This is a genomic window from Pseudoalteromonas sp. NSLLW218, assembly GCF_015864775.1.
Taxonomy (GTDB): domain Bacteria; phylum Pseudomonadota; class Gammaproteobacteria; order Enterobacterales; family Alteromonadaceae; genus Pseudoalteromonas.
Genome location: NZ_JADYWO010000004.1, coordinates 270,542 through 290,685, shown reverse-complemented (window position 1 = coordinate 290,685; position 20,144 = coordinate 270,542). Strand labels below are relative to the sequence as shown.

Annotated in this window: 12 protein-coding genes; 5 read left to right on the top strand and 7 right to left on the bottom strand. The window is 38.6% G+C overall.

The features are described from left to right. Positions 1-54: 54 nt before the first annotated feature. A complete protein-coding gene (locus tag I6E80_RS08105; protein ID WP_197185299.1) occupies positions 55-1,674 on the top strand; it encodes a methyl-accepting chemotaxis protein in 1,620 nt (539 codons plus the stop codon). 74 nt (positions 1,675-1,748) lie between these two features. Here I6E80_RS08105 and I6E80_RS08100 read toward each other — a convergent pair whose 3' ends face one another. After that, the gene (locus I6E80_RS08100) at positions 1,749-2,057 is read right to left on the bottom strand and encodes a YkgJ family cysteine cluster protein (RefSeq protein WP_010554993.1); all 309 of its coding nucleotides are present in this window, start codon (positions 2,055-2,057) and stop codon (positions 1,749-1,751) included. Between the two features lie 45 nt (positions 2,058-2,102). After that, positions 2,103-4,031, bottom strand: coding sequence for an ATP-dependent DNA helicase RecQ (locus I6E80_RS08095; protein WP_197185298.1), 1,929 nt, complete (start codon positions 4,029-4,031; stop codon positions 2,103-2,105). A 246-nt stretch (positions 4,032-4,277) separates the two neighbouring features. Between I6E80_RS08095 and I6E80_RS08090 the strand changes: the two genes are divergently transcribed. From I6E80_RS08090 to I6E80_RS08080, 3 genes are all read left to right on the top strand, one after another. After that, complete coding sequence (locus I6E80_RS08090) at positions 4,278-5,582, top strand: NAD(P)/FAD-dependent oxidoreductase (protein WP_076924960.1); 1,305 nt, start codon at positions 4,278-4,280, stop codon at positions 5,580-5,582. 136 nt (positions 5,583-5,718) lie between these two features. After that, a complete protein-coding gene (locus tag I6E80_RS08085) occupies positions 5,719-7,809 on the top strand; it encodes a cupric reductase (RefSeq protein WP_197185297.1) in 2,091 nt (696 codons plus the stop codon). Positions 7,810-7,904: 95 nt separating this feature from the next. Further along, the gene (locus I6E80_RS08080; RefSeq protein WP_197185296.1) at positions 7,905-9,404 is read left to right on the top strand and encodes a DUF2235 domain-containing protein; all 1,500 of its coding nucleotides are present in this window, start codon (positions 7,905-7,907) and stop codon (positions 9,402-9,404) included. 378 nt (positions 9,405-9,782) lie between these two features. On the opposite strand, the gene I6E80_RS08075 is transcribed toward I6E80_RS08080, so the two are convergent. The 3 genes from I6E80_RS08075 to I6E80_RS08065 form a co-directional block, all read right to left on the bottom strand. Continuing rightward, positions 9,783-11,171, bottom strand: coding sequence for a HipA domain-containing protein (locus I6E80_RS08075; protein WP_197185295.1), 1,389 nt, complete (start codon positions 11,169-11,171; stop codon positions 9,783-9,785). Then, positions 11,155-11,481, bottom strand: a complete 327-nt coding sequence (locus I6E80_RS08070) for a helix-turn-helix domain-containing protein (RefSeq protein WP_029750805.1) — start codon at positions 11,479-11,481, stop codon at positions 11,155-11,157. Before I6E80_RS08070 ends, I6E80_RS08075 begins: the two co-directional genes overlap by 17 nt. Positions 11,482-11,735: 254 nt before the next feature. After that, positions 11,736-12,611, bottom strand: coding sequence for a nuclease-related domain-containing protein (locus I6E80_RS08065; protein ID WP_197185294.1), 876 nt, complete (start codon positions 12,609-12,611; stop codon positions 11,736-11,738). Between the two features lie 507 nt (positions 12,612-13,118). Between I6E80_RS08065 and I6E80_RS08060 the strand changes: the two genes are divergently transcribed. Beyond that, positions 13,119-14,645: a DNA cytosine methyltransferase gene (locus tag I6E80_RS08060; RefSeq protein ID WP_197185293.1), complete on the top strand. Its 1,527-nt coding sequence runs from the start codon at positions 13,119-13,121 to the stop codon at positions 14,643-14,645. Positions 14,646-14,648: 3 nt separating this feature from the next. On the opposite strand, the gene drmB is transcribed toward I6E80_RS08060, so the two are convergent. Next, complete coding sequence (drmB, locus tag I6E80_RS08055) at positions 14,649-16,484, bottom strand: DUF1998 domain-containing protein (RefSeq protein WP_197185292.1); 1,836 nt, start codon at positions 16,482-16,484, stop codon at positions 14,649-14,651. After that, on the bottom strand, positions 16,484-20,131 hold the full coding sequence (locus I6E80_RS08050; protein ID WP_231616748.1) for a helicase-related protein: 3,648 nt from the start codon (positions 20,129-20,131) through the stop codon (positions 16,484-16,486). Before I6E80_RS08050 ends, drmB begins: the two co-directional genes overlap by 1 nt. Positions 20,132-20,144: the final 13 nt, after the last annotated feature.

The window sequence follows — 20,144 nt, the reverse complement described above, 5'->3', positions numbered from 1 at the left end:
TCACTAATAATACAAGCTGCTCTTGCGCGTATTGACTCACACTTGGGATCAACCATGACCATAAACATGCGTTTAACGACCGGTTTTGGCGTAATTTTATCAATGATGCTTATTTTAACCATTATTGGAATTTCGCGCGTTAGCCTCATTAATAATAATATTACCCACATGACCGACGTAAACTCGGTAAAGCAACGTTACGCAATTAACTTTAGAGGCAGCGTACACGACAGAGCAATAGCCGTGCGCGATGTAGTGCTAATTACCGATCAAAGCAGTTTAAGCACCGTGTTAAATAGCATAAAAGAGCTAAACGCATTTTACCAAACCTCAAGCCGCTCTATGGCCGAGCTAATAAGTAATATGAATAGCGAAGAACGCGCTTTAATTAATAAAATAAATCAAATAGAGCAGCGAACTCAGCCTTTTATTCAAGGTGTAATAAACGCTAAAAACGCAGGAAACCTAAACGAAGCTGAGCGTATTTTATTAACCGATGCGCGCCCTGCGTTTACCGAGTGGCTAAATGTTATAAATCAATTTATAAACCTGCAAGAACAGGCAAATCAAGCCACCACTATCGATACCCGCGAAGTAGCCAGCTCATTTAAAACATGGATGATTGCGCTTACCGCGCTTGCAGTTTTAATAGGTGCAAGCGTTGCGTATGTTATTAGCCAACTAATCAGAAAGTCTGTAGGCGGCGAGCCACAAGAAGCCGCCGAAGTAATTGCCCTTATTGCCCAAGGCGACTTAAGAGGCGATGTACAGTCGTGTTGCCCAAATAGCATGATGGCTTCTGTAGGGGTGATGCAATCTAAATTAAAAACCATTGTAGATAGCATTATTAACTCATCTGAAGAGCTTTCTACCCACTCTGCAAGCGTAGCGTCTGGCTCGCAGCAAGCACTTAGTGCCGCTGACGCACAAGTTACTTATACAAACTCAGCAGTAAGCAGCCTAGAAGAAATGAGCCGCAGTATTCATGCTGTAGCCGATTCAGTTAGGCAAACAGAAGATAACTCAAAAATAACCGCGCAGTTGTCACAGCAAGGTAGTGTTGCAGTACAAAAAGTTGCCGCCGAAATTGAACAAATTTCAGTGACCGTAAAAGCTACAGTTACCCAAGTAAACGTGTTGCAAGAACATGTAAAACACATTGGCGATATTTTAAGTGTGATCCGCAGTATTTCCGATCAAACAAACTTACTTGCACTAAATGCGGCAATAGAAGCCGCTAGAGCAGGCGAAACAGGCCGAGGTTTTGCTGTTGTTGCTGACGAAGTAAGGCAACTTGCCCAGCGTACTGGTGATGCAACAGGCGATATCGAAAAGATGATTTTGCAAGTACAAGAAAACACGCAAGCGTCGGTAACAGCTATGGAAACCACAGTACCGCAAGTAGAAAATGGCTTAACGCTTACTCACGAAGCAAACGAGCTACTGCATCAAATACAGCAACAAGCTAATGACTCATTAAGTAACGTGCTCGAAATTGTTGAATCAACATCAAACCAAGTAGCCACCGTGGCGCAAATTAGTACCGGCGTAGAAGAAATTGCCAGTATGTCAAAAGAAACCAGCATGTCGCTTAACAGTAACGCGCAGGAAGCCGTTGCATTAGCTGACCTTTCAAACACGCTTAAAAAGTATATTAGCTACTTTAAAGTTTAATTGTTTAGCGTTTTACAGTAATTAAAAAGGGGCTTTAAGCCCCTTTATTGTTTATGTACTTTAATAATAGCGGACTATATACCCGCTAAATCACGCTCGGTAATACACTCACCCGACGCCATTTCAAACTCGCGACATACTAATGGGCGGTTTTCGTAAATAGAGCACATAAGCGTATTACGGTCGAGTGCTTGGCACCAACCATCGTCAGCGCGTTTCATTACTTCGCTGCCCCATTTATCGTATTCTATATAGTTAAAAGGCACGCCGGTGTCGGTTACTATGCGCACTTCTAATTGGCAACAACAGGCTTGGCAGTTAGCACAGGTAACTGGCTCTGGGGTAGTAGAAATATTTTCAACGGGAATAACAATATGAGGCATAGTGGCTTACTTTTTTGAATAAGCCACTAGGATACAGTAACTAATTTAACGCGCTAGTAGTTTTGCTTTTATATCGCTGTAACGCATCTGCTCGCACAGCGCAAAACCACTCAGTTGGCGCACTTTATTACGCGCAAATAACGGCACACTCATCCCCGCTAAAAAGCGGCATTGGGTTTCAATACCCACATTATGATTACCTTTGCCCGCCATATGCGCTAAAAACTCATCTACCTTTTGATAAATAAGTTGCTCGTCAATATATGCAGGCTCTATAGAGTACTCAAGCTTAACCGCATGCCCTCTGCATACACTACAATGCCCGCATTGCGCTGGCGCATTTTGATCGTCAAAATAGCGCGCTAAGTTATAGCTTAAGCAACTTTGTAGCTCAAAAAAGCGAACCAATGCAGCAATACGTTTAATTTCGGCCTGTTCTTTATCGGTAAAGTAATCATGAAGTTGCTGGGCAAGTTCAGGGTTATTTATAACCTCTGCATGCACTTTGTATACTTGAGTAATACGTTTGGTTTCGAGCGTTATTAGGTTTTTTTCGGCTAGGTAATCAAGAGCAGCCACTACGCGTTTTCGATCAACCTGCGCGGCTTGCGTAAGGGAGTCAAAATTTAGCGTACCCCATATTTTTTTAAAATCGGTATGGCTAAATATTTGTGTTAAAAATGCTTGGCGTTGCTCGTCAAACTGGCTTAGTAGCTCGTTTTTATCAACCAAAAATTTATATTTAAAATCGGCGTAGTAGGCATATTGCGGCGTTATAGCGCCTTGCATTTCAAGCTGTACGAGTAAGGTTTTAAGTGCTAGTTGCCTAATATTACTTTCGCTCGATAAGCTATATTCTTGCATTTCCCATTGCTGGTGGCTTTGACGAATATCGTTAATTACGTATTCAATACCGCTAAGCTCAGGGGTGTCGCCATATACAAAGTTTTCAACCGTATTTAGGCCGTCTAGGTTAGCAAGCGTGAAACAGTTTGATGGATTACCATCGCGCCCTGCTCGGCCAATTTCTTGGCTGTAGTTTTCAATCGATTTTGGTAAATCGTAATGTATAACAAAGCGAATATCCGATTTATCAACGCCCATACCAAAGGCTATGGTTGCCACTACTACGTTAATTTTACCCGCCATAAAGTCATCTTGAATTTGCCAGCGTAGCGTATCTTCAAGCCCCGCATGATAAGCAACAGCATGCACACCTTGCGCACTTAGCACATTAGCGACTTGCTCAGCGCTTTGCTGTAGCGTTACATACACAATACCAGGGCCATTTTGCGCGCGCACAATATTGGTAAGCTCGGTGTTTTTATCGGCGGTTTTAACGCTCAGCACGCTTAAATCTAAATTAGCGCGGTAAAAGCCCGTTTGCACAATACACTCAGGCGCAATAGCAAAGCGCTCTGCCATATCGCGTTTTACTTTTTTAGTGGCCGTTGCAGTAAGTAACAACACTAAAGGAATATTAAGCTCTTCGCGGTAACGCGGCAGTTTAAGGTAATCGGGCCTAAAGTTATGGCCCCATTCAGATATACAGTGCGCTTCGTCGACCACTAACATCGAAAGCGCCACTTGGCTTATAAACTCTCTAAAACGCTCGTTTTTAAAACGCTCAACCGACACCATTAGTACTTTAATTTTACCATTTCGCACATCATTCATTACGGTGCTGCTTTGCATTTGATCTTGGCTCGAATCAAGGCTGGCAGCATAAATACCTTTGCTATTTAAAAAGCTAATTTGATCTTTCATCAATGCAAGTAAAGGCGAAACCACTAAGGTTAAATTTGGTAAATGCAACGCAGTTAATTGATAGCACAACGATTTACCCGAGCCGGTCGGAAATATAGCCAACGACGATTGACCATTTAAAAGCTGCTCTATAGTTTGTTGTTGCCCTGTTCTAAACTGGCTAAAACCAAAGTGCTGCTCAAGTGATTGAATTAATGGCGTGGTCATAAATGTCCTTTTCGGTGTTTTTAACAGCAATTTAACTGCACAGCTAAACGATAAGAAAGTGAGTATAACTTATATGCCTTTATTCAGCATTTTTTGCTGACATCGGTTTTATTTAGGCGCAAACTAGGCACCATAAAATGAGTAGTAACTACTTGTTGCCAAAATAATTTATTGATACCCAAGTCACCTTAAAAATCTAATAAAAAATACAGATCACTTGGGTATATTATTTTTAAGGGCAACGTTATGAGTATTACAATACCTAAAATCGTCGTTATTGGCGGTGGTGCTGGCGGATTAGAACTTGCAACCCAATTGGGGCATAAGCTAGGAAAAAAGAAACAAGCAGATATACTGTTAATAGACAAAAACCGTACCCACATATGGAAGCCGTTACTGCACGAAGTAGCGACAGGCTCTATTGACCCTGATTTAGATGGCGTTGTGTATTCAGCCCATGCCGCAAAACATCATTATCGTTTTCAACTTGGTACTTTTTGCAATATAGACCAAAGCAATAAAACAATTACCCTCTCCCCACTTAACGACGAGTTAGGCCACACTATTTTACCTGGCCGTACAGTTCGTTACGATCACCTTGTTATTGCCATTGGCAGCGTAAGTAACGACTTTAATACCCCTGGTATAAAAGAGCATTGCTACTTTTTAGATTCAAGCCAACAAGCAGAGCGCTTTCAGCACTCATTACTAGATAGCTTTACGCGCCTTCACCAAGACGACAACCAACAGCAATCACTTAATATTGCCATTGTTGGCGGCGGTGCTACGGGTGTTGAGCTTTCAGCTGAGCTTTACCATGTATCTGAGCTATTAAAGCTTTATGGCTTAACAAATATGTCGTCTAAGCGTTTGCATATTCATTTAATAGAAGCCGGCCCACGTATTTTACCTGCATTACCAGAGCGTATTGCCGTAAGTGCCAAACGCGAGCTATTAAAGCTTGGCGTAAACGTGCGCGAGCAAACGCAAGTAAAAGAAGGCACCGCGCAAGGCTTTATCACCAAAGATGAAGAACACATTGATGCCGATATTATGGTGTGGGCGGCAGGCGTAAAAGCACCTGATTTTATTAAAGACTTAGGTATTTTTGAGCTTACTCGCAGCAACCAAATTCAAGTAAACGAGTTTTTACAAAGCACCGTAGACGAAAGCATTTTTGTATTAGGCGATTGCTGCGCATTTACCCAAGCGGATGGCAAGCAAGTACCGCCACGCGCACAATCGGCGCATCAAATGGCGCAGTGCGTCGAAAAAAATCTTATCGCAACATTAAAGCAGCAACCACTACGCGGCTTTAAATACAGCGACCATGGCTCGCTGGTTAACTTATCGAGCTATAGCACCGTGGGTAACTTAATGGGTAACCTAACCAGCAATACCTTTTTTATTGAAGGTAAAATTGCCCGCTTTATGTATATATCTTTATACCGTATGCACCAACGCGCCATACACGGCAGCGCAAAAACCTTTGCATTATGGATAAGCGAAAAAGTGCTGCGTGTAGTGCGCCCAAAAATGAAATTGCACTAATAAATTAAGTACGCTCAGCAAACCACTAAAAAGCTTTAAAAGTTAATAAGTATTATCTCTTAAGGCTTTTTGCACTTTGCGTACCTAAAGTAGTACGATGTGAGAATATTTTAATAACATCAAAGGATTGGCGGTTATGAAAAAGCGACTTCTCGGACTTATAATTATAGCGGCTTTGGCAGTATATCTATTTAAAACCCAGCCTAACACAGCCGCTGTAGAGCAGACCAACGTGGCTGCACCAAATGCCACTGAGCCTAATTTAGTTAATAAAAAGCAGCCCGTAGAAGGCACACCGCTAAGAATAGTCACAGATCTAAAAAAAGATATTCGCCTTTGTAGAGATCAATCACAGCAACAACATATAAAAATAAATAATTTAAACCAATCGTTTGTTTCATTTTTTGTGAGTGAGCTTAAAAAAGGGACGTCGGTCCCCACGCTTTTAAAGTATGCAACCCTATCAGGAATCTATAAGCGTCAATATATTGCCTTTTTAAGAGATGCCATAGTTGCTGAGCAAAAGCAGCAGCTTAATATTACTAGCTCTTTAGACGAATTAGCTAATTGGCAAGGCATTGAGGCAATTAAAGGCTTCACCAATGAAAAAGTAAAAGAAATGATTCAACAGCTTGGTGGTAATAAACATAGCCCTTCAGGACTTACTCTGAGTGTACCCCTTGATGAAAATGTACAAAAAGAAACCCTTTATGCTTTATTAAACAACACTGATACATTTACCACTTACTCTAAAACGTTTATTAAACTTGAGGGCAGTGAAGTTATTTCCCCGGCGACATTGTTTGTGCTTAATGCAAATAAATTTACGCCAAAAGAGTTTGAGCAGGCAATTTCATCTAACCAATTTACAGTTAATGAGTTAGCTACTGCAATTAAAAACAACATTCCTAATGAATATATTTTTGCACTTATGAAGCAGGTGCCGGCACTGGATGCTCTGCCGTTGTACGAAGAAAATTCTGTTTTGTATAACATGGCTGATATTGCCGTAAGCCAGTTTAATTTACCGCTTGTAAAAGCACTACAACAACTAGGCGTAACACCAACCAATCGGCCTGGCTTATTTACTGGTTTAGATGTTGCAATAGTAAACCTGCCTAGAAGTGGTAACTTAACGCCAGCCCCTTTAGATGCAAAGCATACTCAAATGTTGGACTACCTCACAGAGCAGGGCTATAAAGCTCATAGCGGCAATGCTAATGACGACCTAAATGGCAAAGGCGTTTCTTTTGTAAGTGATTTTATTTACCAGCAAGGCGCCTATATTAATGGGCAGGAAAACCCTGAGCAATATGCTTACTTTAGCCCTATTGGTAAAATAGACAACGCCACATTGCCACAAGTGAGTGAGCCCGATGATTCTGAAATATCTCAATTTTTACAAGAAATACAACTTAAAAAAGAAGAACTAAATTCATACTCAAGCAATTGTAGTCAACTACCAAAGAAGCTATTTGCAGCCCAAAAGCTCATACAAGATAGAGACGCTTACGCAAAAGTTCGCGAAATTGAAAAAGAATATGGCAGCAACTTTGAAGACGTATTACAAGATATAGACCCTGTTTTAGTTAATTATTGGTGGAACACCCTTGCCGGTCGTACTTCTTCAGATAGAAGCGATAATGTATTTCGTGAGTATTTAGCTAAAAAAGAATTTAAAAAAGCACTTGAATACAGCCAAACAACTCCACTAAACCAAACAGAAACAAACGTGCTATTTATTAGGTTACTTGAAAATCCATATGACTTAGTTCCTATTTGGAATAGCCGAACACTACCCGTTCCTCCAAAGGATTTGGTTAGACTAAGCTGGTTTCCACTAAAAAAATGGCAAGAACTTGCACAACTTGGTTTTGATTTTTCGATTACCGATATACGTGGACGCGACGTTTATATACAAGCTGCATCATCTTCTGTCGAAGTAGTCCAATTTCTAATTGATAATAAAATACCGACTGTTCCCAGTAAACTTGGAGTAGATATACTCGACTTAGCGCTAGAACAAAGCTACACCCAAGGTGAGTTAAGCCCAATGGTCCCTTTAGCGTTGCAGCTTGTAGAAAAATTTGAACCAAACCACTTTTCTCGCGTTGCCCGATTAAAAACATTTTATCCTGAAGTTTATCAGCAGTTAGTACAACTTAACCCTGCACTAAAACCCGCAGAGGGCACAGAACTAAATCACTATATTTTTAATAATCACTGATCTACATAACAGGCGAGCCATTACTTGATGAATATTGTCTTTAATTTTTAACATTGTCTGTGTAGAGTATTTAAAACAACTAAGGAAATTGGGTTATGACGGGTAAAACGCTAATTTTTAACTTTGACGGCACAGGAAACGAACCCCGTGATGCAGAGCAATTTAGCTCTGATCATTTTAAAGAAGACTCTAATATTACCAACATTCTAAAACTGCATTTACTACTTGGCGGTAAATTAGAAGACTCCCCAATTACTCCATTTGCTAACCAACTCAGTTTTTATTATCAAGGTATTGGTACCAAAGGCAGCCGCCTTAAACGCATTTTAAACCAAACCCTTGCACCTCGTGGTGACGACGTAGCCAGTATTTTAAATCAAGCGTTAAGCGACTTTAAAGCTCACTACCTAATAGGCGATACCATACTGCTAACGGGTTTTAGCAGAGGCGGTGCACTTGCTAGGCGTTTTGCCAAAATCCTAGAGCCTTTAATTGCTGATAATGTTTACGTATGTGTGTTTGATACCGTCGCCTCAATTGGCTTGTCAAAAGTAAGTAAAGCCACACGCGGCGCAGAGCACGTTATTTTTGAAAACCACACCATTGCCAACAACATTACTCACGCGCTGCACTGCGTAGCCCTTGACGAAAAACGCCGCGCATTTGAACCCACACTCATGAACCATCAAAGCAACATTACCGAGCTATGGTTTGCAGGTGCGCATTCAGACATTGGCGGCGGTTACTACCGCGATGGCCTAGCCGATATTAGCTTGCGCTATGCACTTGAATGGCTAATAGAACAACCGCTTAATATATCGTTACTCACTAGCCACGACATAGATTACGAAACCCTACTCCCCGATAGCAACTTAGTAGCACAAGATGACGTAACAGTAACGCCCGACCCGCTCGCATTAAGTCATCAACAAAATTACTTTTGGTTTAACCCGTTTTTTAAATTAGTAGATAGGCAGTGCTATATATTAATTGATGACGAAGCCAGCAACCTTGAGCCTTTAGTGCACTACAGCGTAGCCGAACGTATTAATAAGCTAACCAGTTACCGCCCAGAATCGCTTAAAAAACTGCATTACAAAATTAGCTACAACGACAACACCACACTTAGCTTTATTGGTTTAAGCCAACATATAGAACTCGCTAATCAAAACATGAGTGTGCTGGGCATTAACCAAAGCCAAGATGTAATGGTATTTGCCTCTGAGCAATACAACGCAACCGGCCTCATGCTAGAGCAAGGCGCTACGTACCGCTTTACCCCATACCCAAATCAATATTGGTTTGACGATGGCATAAAGTGCACGCCATTAGGCTGGAACCGCGATAACGTTCAACTTGGCGTAAAAGAAATACCCATGGCCGTGCTTGAACCATTTAGACGATTTCCTCGCGCACAATGGTTTTCACTCATTGGTGCTATTAATAAAAACGACGACCACCTTTTTGAGATAGCCAATGGCGCCGACATTAAAATGGATAAATCAGGCGAGTTTTGCCCATTTGCAAACGACTTAAGCCGCTTTTATGGCGCTAATGCAGGTAAAATAAAATTAAAAGTAACGCGGTTGGAGTAATAGGTACCCGAAGCTTTTAAATTGTAGGCGCGATTTTACATCGCGCTTTGCCCTCTAGTAACTAGATCATTACCCCAATCAACTCTACAAAGCTCACCTAAACACCTATTCGCCTCACTTAATGAGGCGAATAGCAGAGTTAATTGCCTCATTACTTTTAAGCGCTACATAGAACAATAATTCACTTTTCTGTGGTAAAAAATGTATTTATAAGCGAGGTATAAAACCTCACCTACATTAATGTAAACATCACTCTTAACAAAAGCGTAGGTGTGATTTTATCTCGCGCTTTTAATTTTAATTTACAAATATCGCGTTGATGCTGGCAACCAATATATGAATTTATCACTCAAAATGCGTGTATTTATTTTCTAATATTTAAATAAATGCATCCATATTTGGTAGTTGTATTATTTGCTCACTCAGCTTATTTGCAGCTTTATTAATTATTTTTATGCACAAATCAATGTGTGCTAATTCAGCAGAAGATAAGTTATTTTTAACAGCAGAAACTTTAGCCGTATCAATTGCGGCTAATACAGAATCAACGGTTTGACTCATAAGTAGTTGCATCCGTGGTAGTGAAATAGCAAATTCATCAGCAAAATCAGCTAACATGTAAGCTGTAATCTCATTAGTAAAATTGCCCGCACTTTGCGAATTATGCTCCCCCACTGACATAGCATAACACCTTGATATTTTAGGCTGTAAATAGCCCATATCACGGTCAATGCTTCCCTGCTCAATAATAGCCTCTATATTTACCAAGTCGTAAAACGGCGTAAGCTCTAAACCATTTTTACCAACAAAAAAACTAATGTTTTTGCCATGAGCATCGTAATTACGTACTAAAATATTAAATGTCATCCAACGAATAAGCTGAGCCTCATACGCTTGTACATTCGTTGTTTTAACACTAAAGAGTTTTGCAAAAGAAACGCCATCTCGAATATAAATACCATCCCCATCATCACCATGCTGACGCTCATATTTATAAGAAGGAGGTAAATTAGTGGCTTGGCAACCATCAATAATATGACGACGTAATACACGGTTTTGATCTTGTGTAACGCGCCTATCAAAGCGATCTATTACAAATACTCTTACATCTGCGTAAGTACGCAACTCAACATGGGGAACATTGAGCCCCGACTCTTTTGCCAAAAGCATGGTAAAAAGTTCATTTACTGCAATGAAAGGAGCGGTACCTGTTTCGAATTTAAAAATTTTATTAGAACATAGCTCCCCTTCACCAAATCCTAATTTACTATCGATTTCGAGTAGGTTTAGTTTGTCTTGAACGCCAGCAACAGAGAGCCGAGTTCGGCCATCCCAATGAGTAATTGGCTCGCCAACTTGTACAAAGCGTTTAAGTTTTTGGCTTAGCTCATCATTAGTTACTTCACGAAAAGATGTTTGCTTTAAAGTACTGTTACTTGCTCTAAACGACAAAGCGCCTGACGTTTCCTCGCCAATTACTTTAATCAAACCAAACGTATTATTTTTAGAGATAGTAGTACTACTTATAATCTCATCAAGACCTTTGCCCTCGGGTAATAAGTTTTGTAAATAATTACGCACATCACGTGAGTCAAAATCACCATTGAGCGGTAAGTGTGGTGAAATAGCAAACCCCTTATTAATCCACTCAGGCTCATAGGTAAATGCAATATCATTTTCAGAGCCTATATCAAGGGCTATCGCACCTATCTTCTGCGTATGCCCAATAAATACATCCAAGCTGTTTTTTTTAATACCACTGCTCATCGCTCACCTCTTCGTTGTTATTGTGGTGCGACTCGTCATCACTGACAAGGCTAAACGACAACCCCAAGTATTCCATCACTTTGAGTACATTAAAAAACTGCACATTCACATCACCTTTTTCTATTTTTATCAGCGTAGGCTTTGAAATATTAAGTGCTTGCGATACATCAACCAATGTAAGCTTCATGCCTGTTCGCTTTGAAGTAATCGCTTTAGCGAGTCGCACCGACGAAAACGGCTTTGATAGATCAGGCATTTCAGTGCGTTTAACAACTCTTCCAAGTGTTTTTTTTGCTGGTAATTCACTCATTAAAGGTCAACTATAGTTTACTTATACAATTTATTTTAGGGTAGCCTACCCAAAAGTCAAATATAACTTACTTTTAAGTTTGAACGTATATTTACTGCCTATAAGTAAACCGTAACTTACTTATAGGCAGTAAAATAAAACCCAGCCCCATAAGTAAAACTTAAGTTACTTATGGGAAGTTAATGACATTTTGAGCTTAATAGCCAAGCTCAACACCTGTAGGCGCTGAGCTTGCTCGCGCGAAAAGCGAAGCTTTAAATTGCCTTACTATCGTTTAAGGCTCGCTGCACCACTTGATAGCAAATAGCACGCTGCTGCTCTTGATTTAAGCTAACTTGTCGCATTGAAAGGATCGTTTTAACTATTTGTTTATGAGAAACGATTGGAAAGATTGGTCTCTGCTTTAGTTCCACAAACCAACCAGGGAAGCATAAAACAGGTAAAACCGGAGTATTAAAACCCGTTGCCTCTTGCAGCCATTTATTCACCCAATTAGCTTGATTTTGAGCTTGCTCTAACGGCTTACTTTCAAACCAAGAAGGAAATGCTAAATGGTTATTCTCAAATTTAACTTTGTAATTTGTATCGTCTTTTATTCGTTTATGTCTGCCTTTGGTTTCAATAGCAAATATTCCATTTGGCCCAACAACTAAATGGTCAATATTAAAACCATCTGCTTGTATATCATGAAATACCTGATAACCGTGTGACTGTAATTCTATAAGCTCTGAAGCAACTGCTAACTCTGCATCACGTCCTAGTTTTAGCTTTATTAAGTCGTTAGATTTAACCCAAAGCTTTCGTGCCACATACGTTAGTCCCAATGCAATCATAATAATGAAGAAGTAATTAAGCTTGCCGCTGGCAAACATTTCAGCAATTCCTTTAATAGCAAAAGGCATTGTGACTATCAAAGCAGACAAAAAGACTAAGCCTATTACATCTAAAACTTTATCATTAACTTGTTCATTAAGTGTCTGCGCTGCAACACGTTTAAGCTTTTTGCGATCAACAGGTAGTTTTGCATTTTTCTGATGAAGCCATATTTTGACAAACAAAACACCCAGTAATGAATAAACACTACCAATAACAAATAAAAGGCTTAAACCTTGGTTTAATAAATCATCCATGATGAGTTCCTATAATCACAATGTTTACTTTATACCTTAAAAACAGGTACATGTCGCATCATTCAAACCCACACTACAAAGCCCACCTAAACACCTGTAGGCGACCAGCTTACTCGCGCGAAAAGCGTAGCTTTTAAAATAATTTACAAATATCGCATTGGCGATGGCAACCAAGGGGCGGATACCGCCGACCGCCCCTTGGAACCCCACGGCGCCCCGAGGATCACACTACCTCCTCAATTTAAATTAATAATATGAACGTAACTAGCGTAGATAGGCCATCCATGGCCAAGCTACGCTTTTAACAGCATCCATGCTGTTAATTACTCATCATTAATTAAATTTTGGATGTGATCACGGGGAGGTTTTCTTAGCAGCAGTCTTTAATCTCCAATTATTAGCTGTTATTTTGGCCGGTTGTTTAATTTTGGCTATTTAAAACTTTATAGGCCATATGAGGCCTGGTATGATTCACCGTCTTTTTATTTTGAAGTAGTTAAGTTAGTTATGGAAAACGGTGAAATTCTTGTTATCGATTTATTTGCAGGCCCAGGTGGACTTGGCGAAGGGATTTCCGCAGCTAAAACAGAAAATGGTAAATCACCTTTTCAAATAGGTATTTCTGTCGAGAAAGATTTTCATGCCCATAAAACTCTTACTACTCGTGCTTTCTTTCGCTCACTCAAAACAAAGTCTCAGCCATTAGATAATTACTATAATTATCTGCATGGAAAAATTACACGTGATGAGTTGTTTGAACTTCACCCCGATATTGCAACAGAAGCCAATCAAGAAACTCTCAATGGTGCTAAAGAACTTGGCAAAGATAATAAGCTTATTCATAAGCGTATTAAAGATCTTGTAAAAGAGCATAAAGGGCCAAAAGTACTAATTGGTGGGCCTCCATGCCAAGCTTATTCTCTTGCAGGACGTTCTCGAAATGCTGGGAATAAAAGTTACATTGCAGAAGAGGATACTCGCCACTTTTTATATAAAGAATACTTAGAAGTAATTTGCCTAGCGAAGCCTGATATTTTTGTGATGGAAAATGTAAGAGGAATACTTACAGCAAAAGTTAACGGCCAAGTCATGTTTCCACAAATATTAGAAGATTTGCGCAGCCCTGGCTCAGTAACAAAGCATAAAAAGATTCCAAAATATAAAATCTACTCATTAGTAGCTGATGCAAAAAACCCAGAAGATCCACAATACAAAAATCCTACCGATTTTTTAATTCGTTGTGAACAGTACGGGATACCTCAAGCAAGACACCGAGTTATTCTATTAGGTATTCGAGAAGATATAGCTGCTATTCCAGAAACGCTAAAACTATGCGATCACCAAGTAAGCGTAGAACAAGCTATTAGTGACTTACCAAATTTACGCAGCGGCTTTTCAAAACAAAAAGATAACGCAAAAGATTGGGAAATAGCTGTTACTAAAAATGCAGCTAAATTAAAAGTAATTCTGACAAAGCAATTTAATGAAGAATCAGCAAACAGCTTGAATCTTTTACCAAAAATAGGCTTAACAAGAAAAGAAAAAGCTTTAAGTAACAAAGATCCAATCATGCCAGAGCCTTTAAAATCTTGGTATATCGATCCAAGCCTTAAAGTCGTTCTAAATCATGAAACCAGAGGACATATGGTTGATGATTTACTACGTTACTCATACTGTGCTGCATACGCACAAATTCAAGGTTTATCACCTAAGTCTCGTCATTTCCCACAAGAACTAGCCCCGGCCCACGCTAATTGGGATACTGGAACACATTCAGATCGATTTAGGGTACAAGTTGCCAGTAAATATGCTACGACAGTTACAAGCCATATCTCAAAAGATGGGCATTACTTTGTTCATTATGACCTACAGCAGTGCAGAAGTTTAAGCGTACGTGAAGCCGCTCGCTTACAAACGTTTCCTGATAATTATATTTTTGAAGGGACGAGAACTAACCAGTATGTGCAGGTGGGAAATGCTGTGCCTCCGTACTTGGCACAGCAGATTGGTGAGGTAATTCTCAGAATATTTTAATTTTTATAAAATTAATTCATCAAAAAAACCATGGCTATTTTCATCTAAGCACTCTGAAATTAACATACGCCTATCTAAAAAGCTGTTCATAGTTTCACAAGATGTTTCAGGTAATAAGCTGCAATTGTGACATGCAGCAAGATTACTTGAATTTGGGCCTTGTCCTCCTCTTTCTCCGGCTTCACTACAAATAGGATCAGCAGAACACCAAACAGCATTATTTAATGCTTGAAAAAAAACATCAAAAAACTGTTCTGATTCAGATAATGCTGCTAATCCTCCTAATGAACCTTCAGTATCTCCAGCAGCTGTATAAATTAATACTCCAGCCATTTCTTGGCCTTCAGTATCTGAAACATATATGCGCTCTCTCAGCGCCGCACTTCCATAACCACAATGAAATATAAATTGATTTATTAGAATATGAGATAACGTATGCACCAAAACATAAGTTGGTGTTAGCACCATATTTTTAGGTGGGTTCTTTCCAACCATTTTTGATATCCGGCACTCTAACCAATCTTTATTACTAGTTATCCATTGAGTTAGTTTTTTATAGTTCAGCTCAAAATAAATACCCTCTCCATAATTTCTAATTGCAGGCAACCATTTTTCACCTAACACATCTAAACTTTTTCGTCTTAAAGTATCTTGTAGAGGAAAATCCAGATTTTGAGATTTACTTTCAATCCTTTGTATCCCCTCTAATGCTCTCGTTTCTGTTAACTTTGTCACTTTAGTTAAAGTAGAAATATATTCAGCCACTTTATTACTAGTATTGCTAAAATTAACTTCATTACACACCAAATCGGAATTTCTAAAATCTGCTATTAAGTAAGAACGTTCTTGAAATCGATAGTCAATTTCATTCGTAAAACCATCTAATTTTAAGTTTTCTACTGTTTTTAATAAGATCTGTACCACATCTGTAATGTCTTGCGGGCTATACGCATTTAGTTCATTACATTGGTCAAATAAATATTCTAATTGCAACTCAGCTGGTATATTTTTTAGTATTTTAATATTTGCACTACTTTGTATTAACTCATATATGGGTGAAACTTTTTGATCATTCTGATCAGGTATTTTCAAAGAACTTTGTATTTTGGAAAAATATAAATTACTTGCTTGCCTTAACATACCAACAACTGGAGCTTGGCATTTTGGCTCTTGTCGATAGTCATCGCCTAGCCACGGCATTGCTCCAGTGCATTCATAGTTACCTAACTTATCAGATAAGGTCTTACCTATTTCTTTACTCGTTATTCCTTCTAAATTTCTACTTTTTCCACAATCGCAACTAACAACAACTGAACTTAAGCCTCCTCCATGACCATTAAGTTTTAGAGGCTTTGTACATTGCGTGCTAAGATCTGAGTGAACCCATTCACGCCATGGGAACTCATGTAAGTGCCCGTTTTGACAAGCGGAGACGAAACGAACTTGTGTTAAGCCTCCATTACATGAGCATCGTAACACCCCCTTATCATCCCTTGTTGGTTTAGCTAATGGTCCCGTTTTTGTTAAGGTCGAACATCGATTACAAACATGCCAAGTAGGAAATCTAAATGTATGTAAATACTCTTTTTTAGTGATTTCTCTTTTTGTTTTATTATTATATTCTTTTCGCTCGTTTTGATAAGGGGGAGGTATACGAAAATGATCAACGCCTAATTTATTTGCTAATCTACTATCGTCAATTTTGAATTCATGAACAGATAATTCACTGCCGTACCAGTGGTCAATACCGCTTGTTATTTGTGAAACACCTTTCTCATCAACATATATAGCGCCCGGCCCAAAAGTCGTGATTAGCTGTGTTTTTCTAATTTTACTCATTACTCACACTCCCTAGCATAAGGGTTTTCACTAATTCCTACTAATGTTTCACCATCAACATTTCTCATTGATGTAGGCCCCATCCATGCGCTATTTTTTAAATTACTATTGCTATCGCTAGGTACATATAAAACAGGATTTTTTGAAAGCTTAAACATTTCACCCCAATCAGAGAATTGGCTTCGCCGACTACTCCACTGATTTTCAAGCTTCTCCAAATACTTTGATACCAATGCATTATTACCACCCATAAATGTTCCTCTTTTTTGTAAAAGCAGCTTACAATAGTGTCTTAGTTGGTTTTGTGCGATATCTGCATTAGGCATTGTTCCCTTAGGTAAAGTTTGCCTTATGTAAGCAACACAGCTTGCACCCAATGCTCTTTCAATAGCGGGCAAAGACCAAGGGGTGATACTAGAAGGCTCAACTTGAGCATACAGACTTTGGTGATAAGAAATAAATTGTTCATAATGCGATCTATCCCTCGGCTTTGCCGATGAGTACAAGGTTACTACTAATCCCCTACGATCACTTTTTCGCCCAACACGTCCAGAAACTTGAATATATTGAGCCGTAGTTTTAGGCTGACCAACAATAGCCATTAGCGCAAGCCTATCAATATCAACTCCAACTTCGATAATACTTGACGCTAAACAAACATCGACTATACCTTTAGCAAAAAGCTTATTCTTGATTAATTCAAACTCTTTTGGTGCTGTAAAGCCAACCTCTTTTTTAAACGACGATAATTCACTAAACAGGTTCAATAAAGCTGCGGTTGTAACTTTAAATGACTTATTTTTTAATTCATTCAGCTTGCTCAAGATAGCGGGATCATTTATTAAACCTTCAAAAAACGTGACTATTATATTAAGTTCTTCGTTAGTTATAGTCTCTAATTCTTTTTGTAGTACTGCAATTTTTTTAGGAACTTGATCCGACTTAATACGGCTAGTCAATTCAGTAGGCTGTAAATAATTATTATGTCCCTTGTGATGTGGTTGTCTTTTTCTGACTGACTTTAAATATTCTGGTATATCACTAGAAAATAACGTCATTCCTCCACCTAACTCTCTAATCGAGTTATAAAAAGTTAATAATGTTTGCCACGGGTCTCGATCATTTGGAAACACTCGAGTAACAGCATCTAATAAAGCAGAGAATGCTCTCACCTGAACAGACATTAATGATCCTAAACCGGGCGCATTAATACCAATATATTTTCGCCCAGGCTTTAACTTACCATCATTAAACTTTTCGTAGACCGCAAAAAATGAATCGTCAGCACTGATCCCTGGTGGTGGAAATAAGCTTGCAGTATCTCTGCCGTACAGCGTACTAACCTGTTGGTTATAATTACGTGTGGTAGCTGTTGCACAAACAATTTTTGGTAGTTTAACTTTATCAAACCTTCGATCTGTGCATAGTTCTTCGACAACTGGTTCATATAATCCAACCATTGAACCCAAAGGTCCTGATATTAAATGTAACTCATCTTGAATTATTAATTTAGGAGGTGAGAGTTCTCGCTCGCCTCTGTCATTAAAACCAAATAAGCTTCTTATGTTTTCATTCCATGCCAACATTGCAAACTTATCAACAGTTCCGATCACTAAGCTTGGCTTTTTTTTATAGATTTCTTGATCGATAATATAAAGTGGTAAGTGGTCATTATAATCACACTCATGATCTGTACATTTAAAAATAACGCTTTTATTAATTTCTACATAACCTTCACTATAACAATTATTGTTAATTTTTTTTGGCCCCATTTCAGCTGCACACCATGGGCAACGATCTATCAGAAAAGGGTTGTTTTTTAGCTTGTCATTATTTTTATTGAGTTCTTTTAAAGCTTTAACAGCATCACAATTATTATTAGGCGAAGTGCTACTACCGACCCAGAGACCGATAGAAAATTCACCACCCGGAATCTCTTCGCTTTCTCTGAATGATTCCAATGCACAAACAAGTGTTGCAGCTCTTTGTAACTGCTGCGCCGTTAATAAACGTAATGTATAACGCATTAAAACCTGTACACCAACTTCATTTTTCTCTGATAGCCTTTGGTAGAGCATATTAAAAGCGGCTAATCCTAAATAAGCTTCTGTTTTACCACCACCTGTTGGAAACCATATCAGTTCGACATTCTGATTATAATCATCATTTTCATTAACCACTGATGCCAAACTCATTAGCACAAAGCCAATTTGAAAAGCACGCCATTGGCTATCTATTTTATTTAATGCTCGTTTTTTATCGTTAGCATCGACTGTGAAATCTACTTTTTCAACTTCAACTTCTCCATCTTCTATTCTGTAGTTCCGTAATTTATCTCTTGGTGCATGCTGCTGTTGTAACCACATAGCCTTATTCATTAATTGGAAGGCTCTTAAAGCATTTTGATTGCTTTTTAGAATATCTAATCCTTGTTTCATTCTACGACACGCTTTTTCACATTCACCTAAATTTATTAAAGCTTGCTTCTGGTAGTGGGTTTCTAAATTCTGGCTTTCTTTATTTTTTTTAGCTATCCAATCACTATAAGCACTAATAACTGTATTTAAATTATTAGAGCCTATATTATCTTTTTCATCGAAATCTAAATATAAAAGATCTCGCATGCTCACTTTCAGTGCAGTGCCATCAGACAAACTAATATCTGGCGTAATACTAGGCACTTCATAAGTTGGCAAAATAGCTGTGTATATATTAACAACCTCATTATTCACACAATCCCATTGTGCTGCACAACCATGTCCTATTGCGTAATTAGGTGTACTTTTATAAAGTAGTGCATTGCTTAATGTTTCATTATCATTACAGTCATTCGCCAGAGAATTTTTCTTTCCTGGATACGGCAATATAGTACTCTTACCATTTTTACCTTCTGTTGTTATAACCATAGAAAACTGAAATAAAGCGAGTGCATTTTTATCTTTGTATGAAGTGCCATCATTTGTTTCCGCAGCATTCACAACAGCTAATGTAATTAGATTGTTACCTATTTTTTTTCTATTAATTCCCTTTAATATAAGGCCACGACTATATTGAGTGTTCATACTTGCTAGATCTAAAACACATTGTTTATCAGCCCAGAATCGCTGATCTAAAATTACAGTTTGCTCAAATGGAACGCGTACCCAAAAATCTTTATTAGTACCTACTTGTAAGGGATTGTAAAAACCACCTTTGATAGTAACTTTCAAAACTTCTGTTTCATCTAAATTACAGTAAAAACTTAAGCCATATGATTCCGGAAGCCTTAAGTTGGTGCTACTAATATCAAGCTCTTCGGAATCAACTAGCGAAGCCGTATTTTCCTCACCCATAAGATTATCTGTATCATCAGTTGAAATTTCATGAGAACTCTCAGCAACAATTATATTTTCAGGCTCAATAAGCTCTGGACTCACCTCTTTTGAATAAAGTACACCTGCACCATAACGTGTTAATGGTGGTATTTTTAAAATTTCTTCACCACTTTTTTTACAAACCCAGTTTTGGTATTGCTCATCATTTTCTAATTTTAGATCAGGTTTGACAGATAAAGGCTTTCCATAAGGTGCAGGCCCAACTAATTCTTCTTGAAGCTGTTTAAGAATAATTTCATCGCGGTTGTAGTGATTAATACTGTCTTTCTTCATATTTTTAATTCCA

What these genes read in the sequence shown, in the direction of transcription:
- I6E80_RS08105 (WP_197185299.1), top strand. Translation starts at nt 55, where the DNA reads ATGACCATAAACATGCGTTTAACGACCGGTTTTGGCGTAATTTTATCA.
- I6E80_RS08100 (WP_010554993.1), bottom strand. Translation starts at nt 2,057, where the DNA reads ATGCCTCATATTGTTATTCCCGTTGAAAATATTTCTACTACCCCAGAG.
- I6E80_RS08095 (WP_197185298.1), bottom strand. Translation starts at nt 4,031, where the DNA reads ATGACCACGCCATTAATTCAATCACTTGAGCAGCACTTTGGTTTTAGC.
- I6E80_RS08090 (WP_076924960.1), top strand. Translation starts at nt 4,278, where the DNA reads ATGAGTATTACAATACCTAAAATCGTCGTTATTGGCGGTGGTGCTGGC.
- I6E80_RS08085 (WP_197185297.1), top strand. Translation starts at nt 5,719, where the DNA reads ATGAAAAAGCGACTTCTCGGACTTATAATTATAGCGGCTTTGGCAGTA.
- I6E80_RS08080 (WP_197185296.1), top strand. Translation starts at nt 7,905, where the DNA reads ATGACGGGTAAAACGCTAATTTTTAACTTTGACGGCACAGGAAACGAA.
- I6E80_RS08075 (WP_197185295.1), bottom strand. Translation starts at nt 11,171, where the DNA reads ATGAGCAGTGGTATTAAAAAAAACAGCTTGGATGTATTTATTGGGCAT.
- I6E80_RS08070 (WP_029750805.1), bottom strand. Translation starts at nt 11,481, where the DNA reads ATGAGTGAATTACCAGCAAAAAAAACACTTGGAAGAGTTGTTAAACGC.
- I6E80_RS08065 (WP_197185294.1), bottom strand. Translation starts at nt 12,611, where the DNA reads ATGGATGATTTATTAAACCAAGGTTTAAGCCTTTTATTTGTTATTGGT.
- I6E80_RS08060 (WP_197185293.1), top strand. Translation starts at nt 13,119, where the DNA reads ATGGAAAACGGTGAAATTCTTGTTATCGATTTATTTGCAGGCCCAGGT.
- drmB (WP_197185292.1), bottom strand. Translation starts at nt 16,484, where the DNA reads ATGAGTAAAATTAGAAAAACACAGCTAATCACGACTTTTGGGCCGGGC.
- I6E80_RS08050 (WP_231616748.1), bottom strand. Translation starts at nt 20,131, where the DNA reads ATGAAGAAAGACAGTATTAATCACTACAACCGCGATGAAATTATTCTT.